The sequence below is a fragment of the Mycobacterium kyorinense genome (genome assembly GCF_001672775.1).
GTDB lineage: Bacteria > Actinomycetota > Actinomycetes > Mycobacteriales > Mycobacteriaceae > Mycobacterium > Mycobacterium kyorinense_A.
In genome coordinates, this window is sequence record NZ_LZKJ01000125.1 from 81455 (window position 1) to 100500 (window position 19046).

Sequence of the window (19046 nt, forward strand, 5' to 3'; positions counted from 1 at the left end):
AACTCGCGCGGAACATCAGCGGAAGTCGCGGGACTTCGAGCCCATTCTCAAGGTCAGCTCGGCCAACCGCTCGGCGACGACAGTGACTGCGCCGCTGGCGTTTTGGACCTGGCCGCGGACCACCAGCGCCGACGCTGTCTGCGCCAGCTTGCGGTGTCGCGCCCACACTCCTGGCGTGCAGAGCACGTTGACCATCCCGGTCTCGTCTTCGAGGTTGAGAAACGTCACTCCCTGGGCGGTCCCCGGCCGTTGCCGATGAGTCACCGCGCCGGCGATCAACACCCGATCGCCGTCGGGCACCGACAACAATGCCTCGGCGGGCAGCACCCCCATCGCATCCAGATCCGCGCGCAGAAACTGGGTCGGATAGCTGTCCGGGGAAATGCCGGTCGCCCACACGTCGGCGGCGGCCAGCTCCAGCTCGCTCATCCCCGGCAACGCCGGGATGTGCGACGACGAGCCCACTCCGGGCAGGCGGTCTGGGCGTTGGGTGGCGGCCGCCCCCGCCGCCCACAGCGCCTCCCGTCGGGAGAGCTCGAAGCAACTCAGCGCTCCGGCAGTGGCCAACGCTTCGGTCTGCGGCACGCTCAACTGCACACGCATCGTCAAATCCAGCAGAGAAGTAAACGGGCCGTTGGCTTTTCGTTCCTCCACCAGTTGCTCGGCCAGATCGTCGCCGATATGACGCACACTGCCCAGCCCCAGCCGCACCTGCATCCCGGCGTTCTCCAGGGTGGCGTACGCGAGGCTGGCGTTGACGTCGGGCCCGTGCACGATCACCCCGTGCCGGCGGGCGTCGGCCACCAGCGACTGCGGCGAATAGAAGCCCATCGGCTGGGCACGCAGCAACGCTGCACAAAACGCCGCCGGATGGTGCAGCTTGAACCACGACGAGTAGAACACCAGCGACGCGAAACTCAGCGCATGGCTTTCCGGGAAGCCGAAGTTGGCGAACGCTTCCAGCTTTTCGTACACCCGCTCGATCACATCGTCGGGGGCGCCGTGTAGCTGACGCATGCCGTCGTAGAACCGGCCACGCAGCCGTCGCATCCGCTCGGCTGAGCGCTTGGACCCCATGGCCCGCCGCAACTGGTCGGCCTCGGCCGCCGAAAACCCGGCGCAGTCGACCGCGAGCTGCATCAGCTGTTCCTGAAACAACGGTACGCCAAGGGTTTTCCGCAGCGCGGATTCCATCGACGGGTGGTCGTAGACAGTCGGGTCGACGCCATTGCGTCGCCGGATGTAGGGATGCACCGAGCCGCCCTGGATGGGCCCGGGACGGATCAGCGCAACCTCGACCACCAGGTCATAGAATTTGCGTGGTCGTAGACGCGGCAGGGTGGCCATCTGGGCTCGCGACTCCACCTGGAATACCCCGACCGAATCGGCGCGGGCCAGCATCTCATAGACCGCCGGTTCGGAGAGGTCCAGCTTGGCCAGGTCCACCTCGATGCTCTTGTGTTCGGCCACCAAGTCGACGGCATAGTGCAGCGCTGAGAGCATGCCCAGCCCGAGCAGATCGAATTTCACCAAACCGATTGCTGCACAGTCATCTTTGTCCCACTGCAGCACACTGCGGTTTTCCATCCGCGCCCATTCCACCGGGCACACGTCGGCGATCGGGCGGTCACAGATCACCATGCCGCCGGAGTGGATGCCCATATGCCGCGGCAAGTTCTGGATTTGCGTCGCCAGGTCGATCACCTGCTCGGGGATGCCGTCGACGTCGGGACAGTTGGCCAGCCCGTTCCATGTGCTGATCTGTTTGCTCCACGCGTCCTGCTGCCCCTGCGAGAACCCCAGCGCACGGGCCATGTCCCGCACCGCAATCCGCCCGCGGTAGGTGATGACGTTGGCGACTTGGGCGGCATAGTCGCGACCGTATTGGTCATAGACGTACTGGATGACCTTTTCCCGCTGGTCCGACTCGATGTCGATGTCGATGTCGGGCGGGCCGTCGCGAACCGGCGACAAGAAGCGTTCGAACAGCAGCTCGTTGGCCACTGGATCGACCGCGGTGACCCCGAGCGCAAAACAGACCGCGGAGTTGGCCGCCGATCCCCTGCCCTGACACAGGATGTTGTTCTTCCGGCAGAACCGGGTGATGTCATGGACCACCAAAAAATAGCCCGGAAACTTCAGCTGCTCTATGACATTCAGTTCATGGTCGATCTGTGCGTAGGCCTTCGGCGCCTGCTCGGGGGGGCCGTAGCGGTCACCGGCACCGGTCATCGTCAACTCGCGCAGCCAGCTGTCTTCGGTATGGCCGGCCGGCACGTCGAACGGCGGCAGCTGGGGAGCGATCAACGCCAGCCCGAAGGCGCACTGCTCGCCAAGCTCGGCCGCGGCGGTCACCGCGCCGGGACACCAGGCAAACAGCCGGGCCATCTCCTCTCCGGAGCGCAGGTGCGAGCCGCCCAGCGGGGCCAGCCAGCCGGCGGCCTCGTCCAGGGACTGGCGGGCCCGTATCGCGCCCATGGCCATCGCCAGTCGACTTCGCGAGGGCGCAGCGAAGTGTGCGCCGGTGGTGGCGACGACGCCGAGCCCGAATCGAGTTGCCAGCTCGGCTAATTCGGCGTTGCGCTGGTCGTCGCATGGCTGGCCGTGATGGGTTAGTTCGACGCTGACTCGCTCGGCGCCGAATCGGTCCACCAACTCGGCCAACGCCACCGCCGCCGCCTCCGGGCCTCCGCTACAAAGCGCTTGCCGGACATGGCCTTTACGGCAGCCGGTCAGAATGTGCCAATGCCCGCCCGCTGCCTCGGACAGCGCATCGAAATCAAAGCGCGGCTTACCTTTTTCACCGCCGGCCAGGTGCGCGGCGGCCAGCTGCCGGGACAGCCGTCGATAGCCTTCGGCACCGCGGGCCAACACCAGCAGGTGCGGACCGGGCGGGTCGGGCTCGTCGGTGCGGGCGCCGGACGCCAAAGACAGTTCGGCGCCGAAGACGGTTGCCATGTCCAGTTCCGCGGCGGCTTCGGCGAACCGCACCGCGCCGTACAGACCGTTGTGATCAGTCAGCGCGATAGCGCGTAGATCCAGTCGCACGGCCTCTTCGACCAACTCCTCCGGCGTGCCGGCCCCGTCGAGAAAGCTGAACGCCGAATGCGCGTGCAACTCGGCATAGGCGACCGACGAACGAATTGCCCGGTTACCCTCCGGCGGCTGATAGCTTCCACGCTTGCGCGATCGGGGGCCGTCGTCGGGCGGCGCAGCCGCAAGGGACCCGCCGCGCTCGGCTTCGCCGCGCTTGCGATCGCCGCGGGGCTTGCCGTCGAGCACCCGCTCCATCTCCGCCCAGGTCGGCGGGCCATTGCCCCAGCCCACCCGGCCAGTGTATCGAATATATGTTCGAAGTGAATTGGCTATGCCCCCCGGGCCACGATCACCGGCGTACGTGCCGCCTGCACGACGGCCACGCTGACCGAACCCAACAACATGCCCGCGAAGCCGCCCCGACCGTGGCTGCCGACGACGACCAGCTGGGCGGAACGTGATTGCTCGATCAACTGGTCGGCGGGCCGGTCGCTCACCACCACGCGGCGCACCGTGACTTCGGGATAGCGCTCTTGCCAGCCCGTCAGCGCCTCGGCAAGTACCCGCTCGCCTTCCGACTGCATGGTGGCGAGGTCGATACCGGCGAACTCGAAGACGTTGGCGTCGTGCCAGGCGTACACGGCGACAAGCTCGACGCCGCGCAACGCCGCCTCCTCGAAGGCCACCGCCGTCGCCGCCTCGGAGACCCGGGAACCGTCGACACCGACGACCACCGGGGCGTCGGCGGGGTGCGCCGAGGGTTCTTCGTCGTGAATGACCGCCACCGGGCAGCGCGCGTGCCGGACGAGGTTGGAACTGACCGAGCCCAGCAGGCTGCGCCGCAACCATCCGTGGCCGCGGCATCCCACCACCACCATCGCGGCTTCCTTCGTCAAGTCCACCAGGGTGGGAACGGTTGAGCCGACTATGGATTCCGTGCCGACGTGGGCCAGCCCGGCCCGCTGGGCGAGCGTCAAGGCTTCTTGCAGATGGCGTTGCCCCTGCTCCTCTTGCCATTCCATGTACCCGGGCGGCATCGGGGTCTCCGGAAAGGTCATCACCACGGGCGGGGCGAGCACATGGACCAACGTCAGCGAAACGCCACGCATGAGTGCATCGCGTGCCGCCCAATTCACCGCGACTTTCGACGACGGTGATCCGTCCACACCGACCAGAATTCCGTTGTGCGATACCGGGGCCGACATGATGCTCCTCCTCACCTGCTACCACGCTAATTCGGCGGCGCACCTAATGTCATGGGTATGTCAGTCGTCATCGACCCGCGCCGCCACGACGCGGTGCTGTTCGACCTGCCGGCCGACACCGCACTGCTCGAGCGACTGCGCGACGCCGGTGTCGCCACCGCGCCAGCCGAAGCGCCCGCGTTCGTCGCGGCGGCGGACCGGCTGTCGGTCCGGCCGGGCCGGTGTGCCGTCGTCACCGCAACACCGCAGGGAGTGGCCGCGGCGCGGGACACCGGATTCGCATTGGTCATCGGTGTTGCGACGGGATCCGCCGAGGGGCTGCGTGACCGGGGCGCCGACGCGGTGGTCGCCGACCTGGGTGAGGTCGCCGTGCGGACCGGAGATCGGCGGATGTCGGAGCTGGCCGACGGCCTGCAAGCCGCCGACGAGCTGGCCGAACAGCGCCCGGCGGTGTTCTTCGACTTCGACGGCACGCTGTCGGAGATCGTCGACGATCCCGACACCGCGCGGCTGGCCGAGGGCGCAGCCGAGGCGTTGAGGCTGTTGACCACGCGGTGCCCGGTTGCGGTGCTGTCGGGCCGCGATCTCGCCGACGTGCAGCAGCGGATCGGGCTACCCGGCATCTGGTATGCGGGCAGTCATGGTTTCGAGCTGACCGGCGCCGACGGTGAGCACCACCAAAACGAGGAAGCTGCCGCCAGCATCCCAGTGCTCGAGAAGGCGGCTGCCGAGTTACGCAGTCAGCTGGCTGCGGTCGACGGTGTTGTCGTGGAGCACAAGCGATTTGGTATCGCCGTGCATTATCGAAATGCCGCACGGAACCGGGTTGGTGAGGTTTCGGCCGTCGTGCGGACCGCCGGCCGACGCAGTGAGCTGCGGGTGACCACTGGGCGCGAGGTCATCGAGTTACGGCCCAACGTCGACTGGGACAAGGGAAAGACGCTGCACTGGGTGCTCGACTACATCCAAGATGCTGACTCCGCCCCGCTGCTGCCGATTTATCTCGGCGACGACATCACCGACGAGGACGCCTTTGACGCGATCCGCGACGACGGCGTCGGAATCGTGGTGCGCCACAGCGACGACGGTGACCGCGCCACCGCAGCGGGCTACGCATTGGACAGTCCGGATCGCGTTGTTGCATTCACGCGGCGGCTGGCACGTCAGATCGGTACCGAACGCGGCGGCACCGTTTCTTAAAGGGCAGTGTCGCGCGGCTGGTCGATTTCCACCAGCCTGCGAGCGATCTCGACGACCCGGGTATTGCTTTGTTGTGACAATCTGACCAGCAACCGAAATGCCGCATCAGCGCTAAGGCCATAGCGCTCCATCACCATGCCCTTGGCCTGGCCGATGATGTCGCGGGTTTCCACCGCTTGGCGCAACTGCTCGTTCTCCGCGGACAACGCGCGGAGTCGTTCCCGCTCGGCTGGCAGCGCGGCCGCGAAAACCGCCAGCACGTGCAGTTGCTCGGCCGGAGATAACGTGTCGTCAGCTTCGAGCGCGTGCGCCATCGCTGACAGAGTGCTTTGCAGATCGGTCAGCTCTTCGACCTGATGGACGATGCCGACCAGCTCGCCATGGTCGTAGACCGGCGAATTGCGCGGGCCCCACACCTTCGGCACGAATTTTCCCGACTGCGCGGGATCGGCGACGTCATAGCGTTGAACCCACATATCGTGGCTACGGCCGGTGCGCATCACGGTCTCCAGCGAAGCACCGAGGTTGTGGGTGCCGCACGCCTCCGGGTCGTCGGGGTTGTCCGGGAACGCCTCGAACAACAGCTCACCGACCAGCTCGTCGCGCGGGCGCAGGGTCGCGCGTTCATAGGCGCTGTTCACCCCACGAATCCGCAGCGTCGGATCCAGCAACAGCATCGGCATCGCCGACGACTCCGGCACGACACTGCGAGCAATCAGACCAAATGACGTCTGATCTGGCACTTCCGAAACCCCACCGTGAACGATTTAACGGACGTGATGGGGGTGCCCACATCCGTCGACGCTCAATCCACCAGTGTCTGCTTACTCAGCGCTCGGCTGCAGCTGTAAAGATCAAACGATGGCGATCTTCCGGCGACTGGGATCTGTGGCGTGCGTCGTTGCCGTGCTTTCGGCGGGCTGCACCTCGACGTACGAACTTCCCGCCTCCTCCTCGTCCGCCGATCCGGCCAAGGCTCAAGCGGTGATGAAGATCGTCCACGACACGATGTCGCAGGCTCACCTCAAGGCGGCGATTGTGCGCGTCACCGTCGGGGGCAAGGAGATCGTCACGCAGGCTGTCGGCGACGCGATGACGGGCGTGCCCGCCACCCCCAGCATGTTCTTTCGCAACGGCGCGGTGGCGATCTCCTACGTGGCGACGCTGCTGCTCAAGCTCGTCGACGAGAAGAAGGTGGGGCTCGACGACAAGCTGTCGAAGTGGCTTCCCGACATTCCCAGCTCCGACCGGGTCACCCTGCGGCAACTCGCCCAGATGACCTCGGGCTATCCCGACTATGCGCTGGGCAACGCCGAGTTCGACGCTGCCCGGGCCGCTGATCCGTTCCGGCAATGGACGCCGCAGGAGTTGCTCGACTACGCGGTGCACAAGCCGCTGCTGTATGAGCCCGGAACCAATTGGAATTACACCCACACCAACTACCTGCTGCTCGGCCTGGCGCTGGAGAAAGCCACCGGGGCGGCGATGTCGAAACTGTTGCAGGACAAGGTGCTCGAGCCGCTGGCATTGTTCAACACCGCCAACTCGTTCACCCCGCAAATTCCAGTGCCGACCTTGCATGCCTTCACTTCGGAACGCCGCGCGGCGCTCAAGGTCCCGGCCGGCACACCGTTTTACGAGGACTCCACCTTTTGGAACCCGTCCTGGACGATGACCCACGGTGCGGTTCAGACCACCAACATCTACGACATGGAGGCCACCGCGGTGGGTATCGGCTCAGGCAAGCTGCTCTCGCCCGAGTCGTATCGGGCGATGGTGTCCACCGAGCTGCGCGGCCACACCACCGCGCTGCCGGGCTGCGACACCTGTCGGGTGCACAACGACGACTACACCTACGGACTCGGGATCGTGATCTCCGGGAACTGGCTGCTGCAGAACCCGATGTTCGCCGGCGAGTCCGCCGTCGAGGCCTACCTCCCGGCGCAGAAGACGGCGATCGCGGTCGCGGTCACCTACCAACCCGAGGCATTCGACGCCCAGGGCAACTACCGCAACGAGGCCGAGACGCTGTTCCGCAAGATCGGCGCCGAACTGGCGCCTAACGACGCGCCGCCGGGACGATAGCTCAGCTGTCCTTCTCGTTCTCTTTGCCGTCGTCTTCGTCGCGGTCTTCGCCGTCGCCTCCCTCTTTGTCCTTGTCTTTCTCGCCGTCCTTGTCTTTCTCGCCGTCCTTGTCTTTGCCGCCGTCCTTGTCTTTGCCGCCGTCCTTAGCCTGAGTTATCTCAAGGGTGGCCCAATGACTCGGGGAAATGAACACCGTCCACTTGCCCGGCTCCCGTCCCATTTTCAGGACGCCGTTTTCGACTTCCCATTTGGTGTCGTCGTCGTAATCGGTCTCTTGCCCGTCGCTGTAGGTGAGTTTGAACGCCATAGTCGCAAAGTGCCACAAGAACGCCCCTGGTAAACCGACTGCGGCAAATTACTCGGTTGCAAACAGTGCGCGCTACTCGCCCGCGTATTCGACCGCGCCGTCCTCGAGCACCAACCGGGCGTCGCCGCCGTCGGGCCCGGACGCCTCGGTACGGAACACCGCCCGGCCGGACTCGGTGCGCCAAATCGAGGTGGTCAGCGTTTCGCCGGGAAACACCGGCGAGGTGAAACGTGCGGCGATGCTGGTGATTTTGGTGGCATCGCCGTTGCCGAGTTCGGCGACGAGCGCGCGCCCGGCGAACCCGTAGGTGCACAGCCCATGCAGGATCGGCTTGGGGAAGCCCGCCAGCGTTTGGGCAAACCATGGGTCGCTGTGCAGCGGGTTGCGGTCACCGGAGAGCCGATAGAGCAGGGCCTGGTCTTCGCGGGTGGCGTAAGTGATCCGGGCGTCGGGTTCGCGGTCCGGGATCTCGGGCGCCGCCGGCCGCTGGCCCGGCTCTCCGCCGAACCCGCCGGCACCGCGGATGACGGCCGTGGTCAGGGTTTCGGCGACGACCTGCTGGGTGTTCGGGTCGGTGCCGCGGGCGCGCAACATGACGATCGCGTTTTTGCCCTCGCCTTTGTCTTGGATGTCGGCCACCTCGGAGACGACGCTGAGCCGGCCGGCCGGCGGCAGCGGGGCGAACAACCGGATCTCTTGCGACCCGTGCAGCAGTTGGCTGAAGTCGAACTGGCCGACCTTGGCCGCGGCCGCGAACCCGATGCAGCAGATGACGGCATAGGTGGGCAGCACCTGCTGGCTGATGTCGTGGCTGTTCTCAGTGGTGAACGACAGCTCGTCGGTGCCGGCGCCGACACCGAGCGCATATAGCATCGTGTCGCGGTCGGTCCATTCGAACAGCATCGGCTCCGTCGTCGCACCGACGGCCTTCGGGTCGATCGCCATGCGGGTCTCCTCTCGATCAGATTCACTCGGCAGTGTGTGCTGCCGCGACACTTCTTCATTCCAACCCGGGCAAATGCTTCACACCGACGCCCTTGACAAGGCAGGCTATCGGCATGCTCAACCGCACCATTATCTGGAAGGCGGCGGCCGCGCTTGCCGCGGCCATCGTCGTCGGCGCCTGCTCGGGGGGAACGCCGCACATGCGCACCATCACGTTGACCTTTGTGCGGCACGCCGAGTCCGAGAGCAACGCCGCGGGCATGATCAACACCGAGGTGCCCGGTCCGGGCCTCACCGAGGAAGGTGAGGGGCAGGCCGAGCAGCTCGCCCACCAGCTAGCCCGCAACGACTACGACGGCGTGTACGCCTCGACGATGGTCCGCACGCAGCAGACCGCTGCCCCGTTGGCCAAGGAACTCAACGAGCAGGTTCAGATCCTGCCTGGTCTCCGCGAAGTCGACGCCGGCTGGTATGACAACACCCGATCAGACCGGGCCAGCTCGACCTATCTGCTCGCGCCCGCGGATTGGCTCAACGGCGATCACCAGGACGCCATCCCCGGGTCCATCAGCGGGAGCAAGTTCAACGACCAATTCGGCGCGGCCGTCCAAAAGATCTACGACAGCGGCAACAGCAAACCGATCGCGTTTTCGCACAGCACGTCGATCATGTACTGGACGCTGATGAACGTGAAGAACCCCAAGGACAGCTTGGTGAAAAGCCATCCGCTGCCCAACACCGGGCGCGTCGTCATCAAGGGCAGTCCCGCGATGGGCTGGACGCTGGTGGATTGGGATGGCGTCCGCGACTTCAGCTATTAGGCCGCGGTTGATCTAGACGATCCCGTCACAGTGCGTTGACGGGCGCGGTGTCAGCCGTCACGATGGCTTGCATGCGGTATGTCGTTACCGGCGGTACCGGGTTTATTGGTCGACGAGTGGTTTCCCGTCTGCTCGCCACCCAGCCGGGCGCCGAGGTGTTCGTATTGGTCCGCCGGCCGACGCTGGGCCGGTTCGAGCGGCTGGCCCGGGACTGGGGTGAGCAGGTAAAACCGCTGGTCGGTGACCTGACGGCGGCCGACCTTGGATTGACCGACCAGGCCGTTGCCGAGCTGAGCGACGTCGACCATGTGGTGCACTGTGCGGCGATCTATGACATCACCGCGTCGGACGCCGACCAACGCGCCGCCAACGTGGACGGCACCCGCGCGGTGATCCAACTGGCCCACCGGCTCGACGCGACGCTGCATCATGTGTCGTCGATCGCGGTGGCCGGCGACTTCCGCGGCGAGTACACCGAAGCCGATTTCGACGTCGGGCAGCAGCTGCCGACGCCCTATCACCAGACCAAGTTCGAAGCCGAGTCGTTGGTGCGTTCGGCGCCTGGGTTGCGCTACCGCATCTACCGGCCGGCGGTAGTGGTGGGTGATTCGCGCACCGGCGAAATGGACAAGGTCGACGGGCCGTATTACTTCTTTCCGCTGCTGACCAAGCTGGCCGTCTTGCCGTCGTTCACGCCGATCATGTTGCCCGACACCGGCCGCACCAACATCGTCCCGGTCGACTACGTCGTCAACGCGCTGGTGGCGCTGATGCACACCGGGGGCCGAGACGGACAGGCCTTCCACCTGACCGCCCCGAAAACCATTGGCTTGCGCGGTATTTACCGCGGTATCGCCACCGAAGCCGGCCTGCCGGCGCTGCGCGGCTCGCTGCCCCGCACGGTGGCCGCCCCGGTGCTCAAAGTGCGCGGCCGGGCCAAGGTGTGGCGCAACATGGCGGCCACCCAACTCGGTATTCCCGCCGAGGTTCTCGACGTCGTCGACCTCGCGCCCACGTTCACCTCCGAGGAAACACGGCAGGCGTTGCGCGGCACCGGGATCAGCGTGCCCGAGTTCGCCGATTACGCGCCGGCGTTGTGGCGGTACTGGGCGCAGCATCTAGATCCTGACCGTGCCCGGCGCGACGATCCGGCCGGCCCGCTGGTCGGTCGGCACGTCATCATCACCGGCGCATCCAGCGGCATCGGCCGGGCCTCGGCCCTCGCGGTCGCCGAGCGGGGTGCGACGGTGTTCGCGCTGGCCCGCAACGGCGAGGCGCTCGACGAGCTGGTCGCCGACATCCGGGCAGGCGGTGGCCGAGCCTATGCGTTCACCTGTGACGTCACCGACTCGGCGTCGGTCGAGCACACCATCAAGGACATCCTGGGCCGGTTCGACCACGTCGATTATCTGGTCAACAATGCGGGCCGCTCGATCCGCCGATCGGTGGTCAATTCCACTGAGCGACTGCACGATTACGAGCGAGTGATGGCGGTCAACTATTTCGGCGCGGTGCGGATGATGCTGGCGCTGTTGCCGCACTGGCGTGAGCGACGGTTCGGTCACGTCGTCAACGTGTCCAGTGCCGGGGTGCAGGCCCGCAGCCCCAAGTACAGCTCGTATCTGCCGTCCAAGGCGGCGCTGGACGCGTTCGCCGAGGTGGTGTCGTCGGAGACGCTGTCGGATCACATCACGTTCACCAACATCCATATGCCGTTGGTGGCCACGCCGATGATTGCGCCGTCGCGGCGGCTCAACCCGATGCGCGCGATCAGCCCCGAGCACGCGGCGGCGATGGTGGTGCGCGGCCTGGTCGAGAAGCCGGCGCGCATCGACACCCCGTTGGGGACCCTTGCTGATGTCGGCAATTACTTCACTCCGAAGCTGTCGCGGCGAATCCTGCATCAGCTCTATCTCGGCTACCCCGACTCCGCGGCGGCGCTCGGGATCGAACCGGCCGAACCCGTTGCCGCCCAGCCGTCGTCGCGGCGCAAGCCGAAGCGCCCGGTTCGAGCGGTCCCTCGAGTGCGAGTGCCTCGTCCGGTCAAACGCGCCGTGCGGCTGGTGCCCGGCGTGCACTGGTAATACCGTTGCGTTTAGCCGGCCCGGCTGGCAGGTACACCGGCGGTGTGTTGGACACGGATCCAGTAGCGGCTGCCACCTCGACACTCACCTCGTCGGGCACTGGCGTGCTGCCCGCCGCGGATCTCTCGGCAACTTTGGGCGTGTCCGACGGCGGGTGGGCGCGCTTTGCCAAGCACTGGGAGGATTTGGCGCCGGACCGTTACGCCGCCGAGCTCGGCGTGCGCCGGTTGCGCCGCTACGGCCATTACACGGTCAAGGCTGGAGTCGCGGCGCCGATACCGGTCGGTGCATTTGTGCAGCCGGACAACTCCAACCCGCTTTACGTCGAGCGCAATCGCCACTTCGAGCCGTTGACTGAGACGTTCGCCAGCGATCCGCTGCTGCAACGGATCCTGGGGTTGCTGGGCCGGTTCGCAACTGTCCTTGACGACGCTGCGCAGTGGACCGTCAAGGTGCATCCGTTTCGGGTGGTGGCATCGGCGGATGACGACGGTCAGCCCACTCCGGAGGGGCTGCACCGCGATGGCGTCACGCTGGTCGCCTCGCTGCTGATCAATCGCAGCAATGCCGCCGGTGGCCAGAGCACGGTCTTCGATGTGAGCGGTCGTCAACTGCTGGCCACCACGCTGGCCGAGCCCGGGACACTGCTGCTGGGCGACGACCGTCGTACCGTGCATGGCGTCTCGCCGATCCGGCCAGTTGACGAGTCGGCGCCTGCACTGCGCGACGTTCTGGTAATCACGTTTGCGTGAACACATCACCGATTTTCGTCGATGTCGACACGGGTGTCGACGATGCGCTGGCACTGGTGTATCTGCTGGCCAGCCCAGAGGCCGAACTGGTGGGCATCGCCTCGACCGGAGGAAACGTTGGGGTAGACCAGGTTTGCGAGAACAACCTGGGATTGCTCGACCTATGCCGGGCGGGCGCGATCCCGGTGTCCAAGGGCGCCGGGCAGCCACTGAACTGTCCGATGTGCCCTCCCGGAAAAGCTCACGGGCCCAACGGGTTAGGGTATGCCGAGCTGCCGCCGTCTGATCGTCCGCTCACCGGCTACGACGCGGCGAGCGCTTGGGTCCGGGCGGCACGCGCGTATCCCGGCGAGCTGATCGGCGTCGCTACCGGGCCGCTGACCAACCTGGCGTTGGCGTTGCGCGCCGAACCCGCGCTGCCGACGCTGCTGCGCCGTCTGGTGATCATGGGCGGCGCCTACGACTACCGCGGCAACACCAACCCGGTGGCCGAATGGAACATCAGCGTGGACCCCGAGGCGGCGGCGGAAGTCTTCGGGAGCTGGGTTGGCGCCGAACGTCTTCCGATTCTGTGCGGGTTGGACCTGACCCAGCACATCGCGATGACACCGGAGCACCTGTCGCGGATGGCGACGACGACCCCCAATCCGTTGATCCGGTTCATCGAAGATGCGATGCGGTTCTACTTCGAGGCCCACGCCAACGCCGGCTACGGGTATCTGGCGCACCTGCATGATCCGCTGGCCGCCGCGGTCGCGTTGGACCCGCAGCTGGTGGCGACCCGACCGGCGACGGTGGACGTCGAGCTGACGGGCAGCCTGACCCGCGGCATGACAGTGACCGACTGGTCGGGACGTTGGGGTCGAGACCCCAACGCGCTCATCGGCGTTGACGTCGACCCGGTAGTGTTCTTCGACCGGTTCATCGAGCGGGTCGGGCTGTTCGCGCGTCAGCTGGGCTGACCCGCGCTCCGGTAAATCAGTTGGCCAGTCGCACGGTGACGGTGACGCGCCCCTTCTGGTCACGCGTGGCGACCGCATGCCCGGCGCGTTCGCTGCCGTCGAGCAGCAACGTCAGTGGAGCTCCCTCGCCGAGAAAGTTGCGCCACCACGTCTTTGCCTCCGGCATGTTGACGCCGATGACGACCTCGTCAGCGCTGCGGCGGTATCCCACCGGGATACTGAACCGACGTCCGGACCGCCGTCCGGTATAGCTGAGCATCGCGATGTTGCGGTTCACCAGCCCGCCGAAGCGTGGCGAGTTGGCCACCGCGGCCACCGGCGCGTTGAAAAGCGGTGCCGCGCGCATCAAGAGTCGGCCAAGTGTTTGCGGTCGCACGATTGCGACCTCCTTTCCGGTGTGGGCATTGCGGGTCAGACGATCATCGTGAGGCACAGCGCTGCGAGCGCAAGTCCCTGCAACGCGGCACGAACGTTGATGATGCGGTCCCAACCGGACTGCAACACACGCGCGTTCGCCGGGAACTGGCGGCTGATAGCGGCCCGGGTCAGCTGGCGGTTGATCGGCGCGCTGACCCGCGCATAAAGCACGATCCAAAGCAGCAGCATCACTACCGCGCAGAATGCCGTAATGCTCTGGGCCCATTGACCGGCGACCGCGAACAGCGCAGCACTGGCGATGGCGGCCACGGCGCCGAGAACACCGGGCACTGGCATGCGGCGGTCACCGTAGCGATGCACGTTGCCCATCACGGCCACCAGGGCACCATCGTCAACGGCGGCCAATGCTGGTCGCTGAACAACCGCGCAGAATACGTCGGTGCCGTACACCACCGCAGTGCCCAGCACCGCGATCATCGCCAACACCTCGGCGAGTTCGATCATCGCGCCTCACTCTCAGTCGTAAGGTTAGCAATGCTAGCGCTGTCGCATGCGCGCGTCAATAGCACCGCTAGATTTCCTAGCGGTGCTATTATCAGATATGGCCATCAATGAGCGCCGAGCGCGTGAGCAAGCCGCACGTCGTCGCCTCATCATCAGCGCGGCCCGCGGATTGGCTGAAACCGAAGGATGGGAAGCGGTTACCACGCGTCGGCTTTCCGAGGAGATCGAATACAGCCAGCCGGTGTTGTACAAGCACTTTTCGGGGATGGACAGTATCGCCGAGGCCGTGGCGATCGACGGGTTCGACGAACTTGCCGAGGTGCTGTCGCGCGCCCGCCGTGGGCGACGAGGTCCCGAGGCCACGCTGAAACGAATCGCGCATGCCTATCTCGAGTTCGCTGAAAAGAACCCAGCGCTCTACGACGCAATGTTCACCCGCGCCACCACATTGCGATTCGCTGATGCAGATACCCCGCCCGAGTTGGTAAAAGGCTTTGCCGAGCTCCGTCAAGCAGTCACGGGAATCGCAGGCCGCCAGGATGTCGACACCCTCGCCGAGGTGCTGTGGGCGGCGCTGCACGGACTGGTCACGCTCTTCCGCGGCGGCCGATTACGCCCGGAGCAACACGCTGCCCGTGTCGACTTGCTGATAAGCCGGTTCGCTTCGGCAAGCGCGCGGTCAGGTTGATGGTGAGACCGGCTCCGACAAACCGTCACTCGTAGATCCCCTCCAGATACCAGCGCCGCCGGCGGTAGCACAGCAGCAGCGCCCTAGCGGGGTCACCGTCGAGCAGGACCTGCGCCCTGGCGGTGCGGCCCTTAGCCCGCTGCGGATCCCACCAGCGTTCGTCGACCGGCCAGGGGCCGGCCCACCAGCACAGCCGGTTGTCGCGGCCGCGGGCGGTCAGTCGCGCCGGGTCGGCGGAGAACAATCCGCGGCTGGTCACCCGTACCGGATTGCCGTGCGTGTCAAACAATTCCACTGGGTCGTCGAGCAACACCGTCGGTGAGGGCTCCGGCAGCTGACCCGGCCATGGCTGACGCGGGTCGGCCTGCGGCACCGGCTCGTCGCCCAGCGGCGTGAAGGTGATGCGTTCGCCCGGCCCGCGCCCGCCAGACAGGACCGGCACCTGCACCGCCTCCGGCCCGAGCAGACCCTGCACCCGCACCAGCGCCCGGCGGGCGCGCAACCGGTCGTCGTCGCCGAGTCCACCCCATAACGGCAACTGCAGCGCCCCGGCCGAGATCACCTCCACCGCCTGCAGCCGCAGCAGCGTCACCGGCGCGGTGGGGCGATCGCCGGCGGTCCGCTTGTTCAACCACCCGTCCAGCTGCCAGCGCACCCGGTCGGCGGTGGCGTCCTCGGTCAACGGCTCGGCGCAACGCCATACCCGTTGCAGCTCTTCGCCGTTGGCGGTGACGGCGTGAATGGCCAGCTTGGTGCATCCCACCCCGGCGCCCATCAACGTCTGATGCAGCGCGCTGGCCAACGAGCGGCCGGCGAAGGCTGCGGCGTCGACCCGATCGACCGGCGGGTCGCAGTGCAGGACGGCATCGAATTCCTGCGGTAACTCCCGTCCGGATGGCCCACGCTCCGGCTCACCGCGGGCAAACCGGTGCGCGATCACCGCATCGGTACCGAACCTCGACGCCACGTCGGTACGCGACAAGGCGGCGAACTGCCCAATCGTGCGAATTCCCATCCGCCACAACAGGTCCGCCAGGTCGTCGCGGCCGGGACCGGACAGGCTGGGCTCGGTGGCGAGCTGGCGGATCGACAACACCGACAGGAACCGCGCGTCGTGTCCCGGTTGCACGACTCGGCCCGCACGGGCAGCAAAGACCGCGGTCGACAACTGGTCGGCGATTCCGACCTGACATTCGGCGCCGGCGGCGGCCACCGCGTCGATCAGCCGCTCGGAGGCAGCCTGTTCGGATCCGAAGAAGCGGGCCGCCCCGCGCACCGGCACCGCCACCAGCCCGGGCCGCAGCACCTCGGCGCGCGGCACCAAATCGTCGATCGCGGCGACGACGCCTTCGAAGAAGCGGGCGTCGCGGTCGGCGTCGGCGGCCACCACGTGCAGTTGCGGACAGCGCGCAACCGCTTCCCGTCGCCGCAGCGCACGTCGCACCCCCGCCGCACGGGCGGCCGACGAACAGGCGATCACCCGGTTGGCCAGAGTGACCGCGACCAGCGCCGTCGCGGGCAGGCCGGCGGCCGCCGCTGCGGCCACCGCCGGCCAATCCATACACCAGATCGCCAGCACCCGCGAGGCCATCGAACTAACCCGCCCGTATCCGCCCAACCATTCGGCCTCGCCCGCCTACCCGGCTGACCTGGAGCCGCACCTGCCCGATACGGCCAAAACCTGGCACGCCGGTCTCATAACCGCAGACCCGAGCCTCCAGCCGCAGCGGCGCTCCCTGCCAATCGCCGTCGGTGACCAGCAGCGTGCAGCCTTTCTGGTGCGCGCGGGCCACCACCGCCCGCGCCCGGGTCAACGGCACCGAGCGTCCACCCAGCCCGAGGACCACCAGATCCATTCCGTCCATCAGCACCGCGGCCACCTCGACCGGGTCGGTTCCGGCATCCGGTATCACCGCGAGCCGGCTCAGGTCCGCGCCCATCTCCACGGCGGCCAGCAGCCCGATATCCGGCTGGCCGACGATCGCCGCGTTGCCGCCGTCGGCCGTCACCGCGGCCACCATGCTCAGCGGCAGCGACCGGGCCCCCGACAGCACCGCCACCGTCCCGCGGGGCAACGCGTCGGGCAGCACATCGGCCAGCAACGGCGGGACCGGCAACCTGGCCTCTGACTCCGCCTGCCGCCCGGAGCCGACCTTCCCCGACACCGCCGCCATCTGCCGGCGCAGCAGTTTCAGCTGCTCAGCGCGGTCATCAACTGCAGCGGTCGGCATAAAATCCCTCACGTTCTCGAATGTATGTTCGATACCGATGAGTCAACACCGGCCCACCGACAACCGTCAAGCAACGCAAGAGGCTGCTTTATGCGGTCGGTGCTGGTGGGGCAAATGGTGCTTCGATACGCCGCGAAAGTGCGACTGCCGACGCATCGCCCGAGAAGAGGCGTCGGTAGTTGCACTCTCGCGAACACGGGGGCCCGGCCGCTGCGTCGAAACTGCAGTCAGCTACTCCCACTCGATGGTGCCGGGCGGCTTGCTGGTGATGTCCAGCACCACCCGGTTGACCTCGACGACCTCGTTGGTGATCCGGGTGGAAATGCGCTCCAGCACCTCGTAGGGCACCCGCGTCCAGTCGGCTGTCATGGCGTCCTCGCTGGACACCGGCCGCAGCACGATCGGATGCCCGTAGGTACGGCCATCGCCCTGCACGCCCACCGAGCGGACGTCGGCCAGCAGCACCACCGGGCACTGCCAGATCTGGGTGTCAAGGCTCGCCACGGTCAACTCCTCGCGCGCGATCGCATCGGCGCGCCGCAGCGTCTCTAGCCGCGCCGCGGTGACCTCGCCGACGATCCGAATCCCCAGCCCCGGCCCCGGAAAGGGTTGGCGTGCAACGATTTCCTCCGGCAGACCCAACTCCCGTCCGACCGCTCGCACCTCGTCTTTGAACAGCAATCGCAACGGCTCGACGAGTTTGAACTTCAAATCATCGGGCAATCCGCCGACATTGTGGTGGCTTTTGATGTTCGCAGCGCCGGTGCCGCCACCGGACTCCACCACGTCCGGATACAGCGTGCCCTGCACCAAAAAGTCAATCTCGGTGTCGCCCATGACATCTCGCACCGCGCCTTCGAACGCCCGGATGAACTGGCGGCCGATGATCTTGCGTTTGCCTTCGGGGTTGGTCACCCCCGACAGCGCCTCGAGGAAGGTCTGCGCCGCGTCGACGGTGACCAGGTTGGCGCCGGTGGCGGCCACGAAGTCGCGCTGCACCTGCGCGCGCTCGCCGGCCCGCAGCAGCCCGTGGTCGACGAAAACACAGGTCAACCGGTCACCGATGGCACGCTGCACCAACGCCGCGGCCACCGCCGAATCGACCCCGCCCGACAGCCCGCAGATCGCGTGGCCGTCGCCGATCTGCTCGGACACCTGCTCGACCAGCGCGCTGGCGATGTTGGCCGGCGTCCAATCCGCGCCGAGGCCGGCGAAGTCGTGCAGGAAGCGGCTGAGTACCTGCTGCCCGTGCGGGGTGTGCATCACTTCGGGGTGGTATTGCACGCCGGCCAGCCGTCGGGCCCGGTCCTCGAAGCCGGCGACCGGCGAACTGGCGCTGGTGGCCACCACCTCGAATCCGTCCGGTGCGGCGGTGACGGCGTCCCGATGACTCATCCACACCGGCTGGTTATCCGGCAGGTCCGAATGCAGTTCGCCGCCAAGCACTTTCAATTGAGTCCGGCCGTATTCACTGGTCCCGGTGGGCGCGACGGTACCACCGAGCGCCTGGGCCATGGCCTGGAAGCCGTAGCAGATCCCGAACACCGGCAGCCCCAGGTCGAACAGGGCCGGATCGAGCTGCGGCGCCTGCTCGGCGTACACGCTGGCCGGCCCGCCGGAGAGCACCAGCGCCTGCGGGTCGCGGGCCTTGATCTCCTCGACCGAGGCGGTGTGTGGAATGACTTCGGAGAACACCCGGGCCTCGCGCACCCGGCGGGCGATCAACTGGGCGTACTGCGCGCCGAAATCGACGACCAACACAGGGCGGGGCGATGCTGACTGCACCGGCCCAGTCTAGTGAGCGGCCCTTGGCGAAACGCTGCCTGCCGATCACCGGCATGGTGAAGT

General features: G+C 66.9%; 17 protein-coding genes. 7 read left to right on the top strand and 10 right to left on the bottom strand.

Annotated elements, in window-relative coordinates; translation table 11 throughout:
- Positions 1-15 precede the first annotated feature (15 nt).
- Both A5707_RS13835 and A5707_RS13840 read right to left on the bottom strand, forming a co-directional pair.
- The gene (locus A5707_RS13835) at positions 16-3327 is read right to left on the bottom strand and encodes an error-prone DNA polymerase (protein WP_065015028.1); all 3312 of its coding nucleotides are present in this window, start codon (positions 3325-3327) and stop codon (positions 16-18) included.
- Positions 3328-3365: 38 nt separating this feature from the next.
- Positions 3366-4241 carry a universal stress protein gene (locus A5707_RS13840; protein ID WP_065015029.1) on the bottom strand — a complete coding sequence of 292 codons (876 nt, stop codon included), beginning with the start codon at positions 4239-4241 and terminating at the stop codon, positions 3366-3368.
- A gap of 57 nt (positions 4242-4298) precedes the next feature.
- Between A5707_RS13840 and otsB the strand changes: the two genes are divergently transcribed.
- A complete protein-coding gene (otsB, locus tag A5707_RS13845; protein WP_065015030.1) occupies positions 4299-5441 on the top strand; it encodes a trehalose-phosphatase in 1143 nt (380 codons plus the stop codon).
- Here the strand turns inward: otsB and A5707_RS13850 are convergent.
- Complete coding sequence (locus tag A5707_RS13850; protein WP_065015031.1) at positions 5438-6184, bottom strand: ANTAR domain-containing protein; 747 nt, start codon at positions 6182-6184, stop codon at positions 5438-5440. The two genes, otsB and A5707_RS13850, sit on opposite strands and share 4 nt — an antisense overlap.
- 118 nt (positions 6185-6302) lie before the next feature.
- On the opposite strand from A5707_RS13850, the gene A5707_RS13855 reads away from it, so the two are divergent.
- A complete protein-coding gene (locus A5707_RS13855) occupies positions 6303-7526 on the top strand; it encodes a serine hydrolase domain-containing protein (protein ID WP_065015032.1) in 1224 nt (407 codons plus the stop codon).
- A gap of 1 nt (position 7527) precedes the next feature.
- On the opposite strand, the gene A5707_RS13860 is transcribed toward A5707_RS13855, so the two are convergent.
- Together A5707_RS13860 and A5707_RS13865 are read right to left on the bottom strand one after the other, a co-directional pair.
- Positions 7528-7833: a hypothetical protein gene (locus A5707_RS13860; protein WP_065015033.1), complete on the bottom strand. Its 306-nt coding sequence runs from the start codon at positions 7831-7833 to the stop codon at positions 7528-7530.
- 72 nt (positions 7834-7905) lie between these two features.
- Positions 7906-8778, bottom strand: a complete 873-nt coding sequence (locus A5707_RS13865; RefSeq protein ID WP_065015034.1) for a MaoC/PaaZ C-terminal domain-containing protein — start codon at positions 8776-8778, stop codon at positions 7906-7908.
- A 113-nt stretch (positions 8779-8891) separates the two neighbouring features.
- Here A5707_RS13865 and A5707_RS13870 point away from each other — a divergent pair, with 113 nt between their 5' ends.
- From A5707_RS13870 to A5707_RS13885, 4 genes are all read left to right on the top strand, one after another.
- Complete coding sequence (locus tag A5707_RS13870; RefSeq protein WP_065015035.1) at positions 8892-9599, top strand: histidine phosphatase family protein; 708 nt, start codon at positions 8892-8894, stop codon at positions 9597-9599.
- A gap of 71 nt (positions 9600-9670) precedes the next feature.
- On the top strand, positions 9671-11683 hold the full coding sequence (locus tag A5707_RS13875; RefSeq protein WP_065015036.1) for an SDR family oxidoreductase: 2013 nt from the start codon (positions 9671-9673) through the stop codon (positions 11681-11683).
- A gap of 44 nt (positions 11684-11727) precedes the next feature.
- Complete coding sequence (locus A5707_RS13880) at positions 11728-12435, top strand: 2OG-Fe dioxygenase family protein (RefSeq protein WP_156657907.1); 708 nt, start codon at positions 11728-11730, stop codon at positions 12433-12435.
- Entirely contained in the window at positions 12432-13397 is a 966-nt protein-coding gene (locus A5707_RS13885; RefSeq protein ID WP_065015037.1) for a nucleoside hydrolase, read from the top strand. Before A5707_RS13880 ends, A5707_RS13885 begins: the two co-directional genes overlap by 4 nt.
- Before the next feature lie 16 nt (positions 13398-13413).
- Here A5707_RS13885 and A5707_RS13890 read toward each other — a convergent pair whose 3' ends face one another.
- Together A5707_RS13890 and A5707_RS13895 are read right to left on the bottom strand one after the other, a co-directional pair.
- A complete protein-coding gene (locus tag A5707_RS13890; RefSeq protein ID WP_156657916.1) occupies positions 13414-13776 on the bottom strand; it encodes a hypothetical protein in 363 nt (120 codons plus the stop codon).
- Positions 13777-13808: 32 nt separating this feature from the next.
- Positions 13809-14252 (bottom strand): DUF1772 domain-containing protein, encoded by a 444-nt coding sequence (locus A5707_RS13895; RefSeq protein ID WP_232000722.1) that lies wholly within the window; start codon positions 14250-14252, stop codon positions 13809-13811.
- 124 nt (positions 14253-14376) lie between these two features.
- Here A5707_RS13895 and A5707_RS13900 point away from each other — a divergent pair, with 124 nt between their 5' ends.
- A complete protein-coding gene (locus A5707_RS13900; protein WP_065015040.1) occupies positions 14377-14967 on the top strand; it encodes a TetR/AcrR family transcriptional regulator in 591 nt (196 codons plus the stop codon).
- A gap of 25 nt (positions 14968-14992) precedes the next feature.
- On the opposite strand, the gene A5707_RS13905 is transcribed toward A5707_RS13900, so the two are convergent.
- The 3 genes from A5707_RS13905 to guaA all read right to left on the bottom strand — a co-directional run bounded on the left by A5707_RS13905 (position 14993) and on the right by guaA (position 18983).
- Positions 14993-16558 (bottom strand): DNA polymerase Y family protein, encoded by a 1566-nt coding sequence (locus A5707_RS13905; protein ID WP_082969453.1) that lies wholly within the window; start codon positions 16556-16558, stop codon positions 14993-14995.
- A 4-nt stretch (positions 16559-16562) separates the two neighbouring features.
- Positions 16563-17198, bottom strand: coding sequence for a hypothetical protein (locus A5707_RS13910; protein ID WP_065015042.1), 636 nt, complete (start codon positions 17196-17198; stop codon positions 16563-16565).
- Between the two features lie 231 nt (positions 17199-17429).
- Complete coding sequence (gene guaA, locus A5707_RS13915; protein WP_082969454.1) at positions 17430-18983, bottom strand: glutamine-hydrolyzing GMP synthase; 1554 nt, start codon at positions 18981-18983, stop codon at positions 17430-17432.
- Positions 18984-19046: the final 63 nt, after the last annotated feature.

Excerpts from the sequence above, each read along its gene's own strand:
- A5707_RS13905 (WP_082969453.1), bottom strand. The coding sequence starts at position 16,558 with ATGGCCTCGCGGGTGCTGGCGATCTGGTGTATGGATTGGCCGGCGGTG.
- otsB (WP_065015030.1), top strand. The coding sequence starts at position 4,299 with ATGTCAGTCGTCATCGACCCGCGCCGCCACGACGCGGTGCTGTTCGAC.
- A5707_RS13840 (WP_065015029.1), bottom strand. The coding sequence starts at position 4,241 with ATGTCGGCCCCGGTATCGCACAACGGAATTCTGGTCGGTGTGGACGGA.
- A5707_RS13870 (WP_065015035.1), top strand. The coding sequence starts at position 8,892 with ATGCTCAACCGCACCATTATCTGGAAGGCGGCGGCCGCGCTTGCCGCG.
- A5707_RS13910 (WP_065015042.1), bottom strand. The coding sequence starts at position 17,198 with ATGCCGACCGCTGCAGTTGATGACCGCGCTGAGCAGCTGAAACTGCTG.
- A5707_RS13900 (WP_065015040.1), top strand. The coding sequence starts at position 14,377 with ATGGCCATCAATGAGCGCCGAGCGCGTGAGCAAGCCGCACGTCGTCGC.
- A5707_RS13860 (WP_065015033.1), bottom strand. The coding sequence starts at position 7,833 with ATGGCGTTCAAACTCACCTACAGCGACGGGCAAGAGACCGATTACGAC.
- A5707_RS13855 (WP_065015032.1), top strand. The coding sequence starts at position 6,303 with ATGGCGATCTTCCGGCGACTGGGATCTGTGGCGTGCGTCGTTGCCGTG.
- A5707_RS13865 (WP_065015034.1), bottom strand. The coding sequence starts at position 8,778 with ATGGCGATCGACCCGAAGGCCGTCGGTGCGACGACGGAGCCGATGCTG.
- A5707_RS13895 (WP_232000722.1), bottom strand. The coding sequence starts at position 14,252 with ATGATCGCGGTGCTGGGCACTGCGGTGGTGTACGGCACCGACGTATTC.
- A5707_RS13875 (WP_065015036.1), top strand. The coding sequence starts at position 9,671 with ATGCGGTATGTCGTTACCGGCGGTACCGGGTTTATTGGTCGACGAGTG.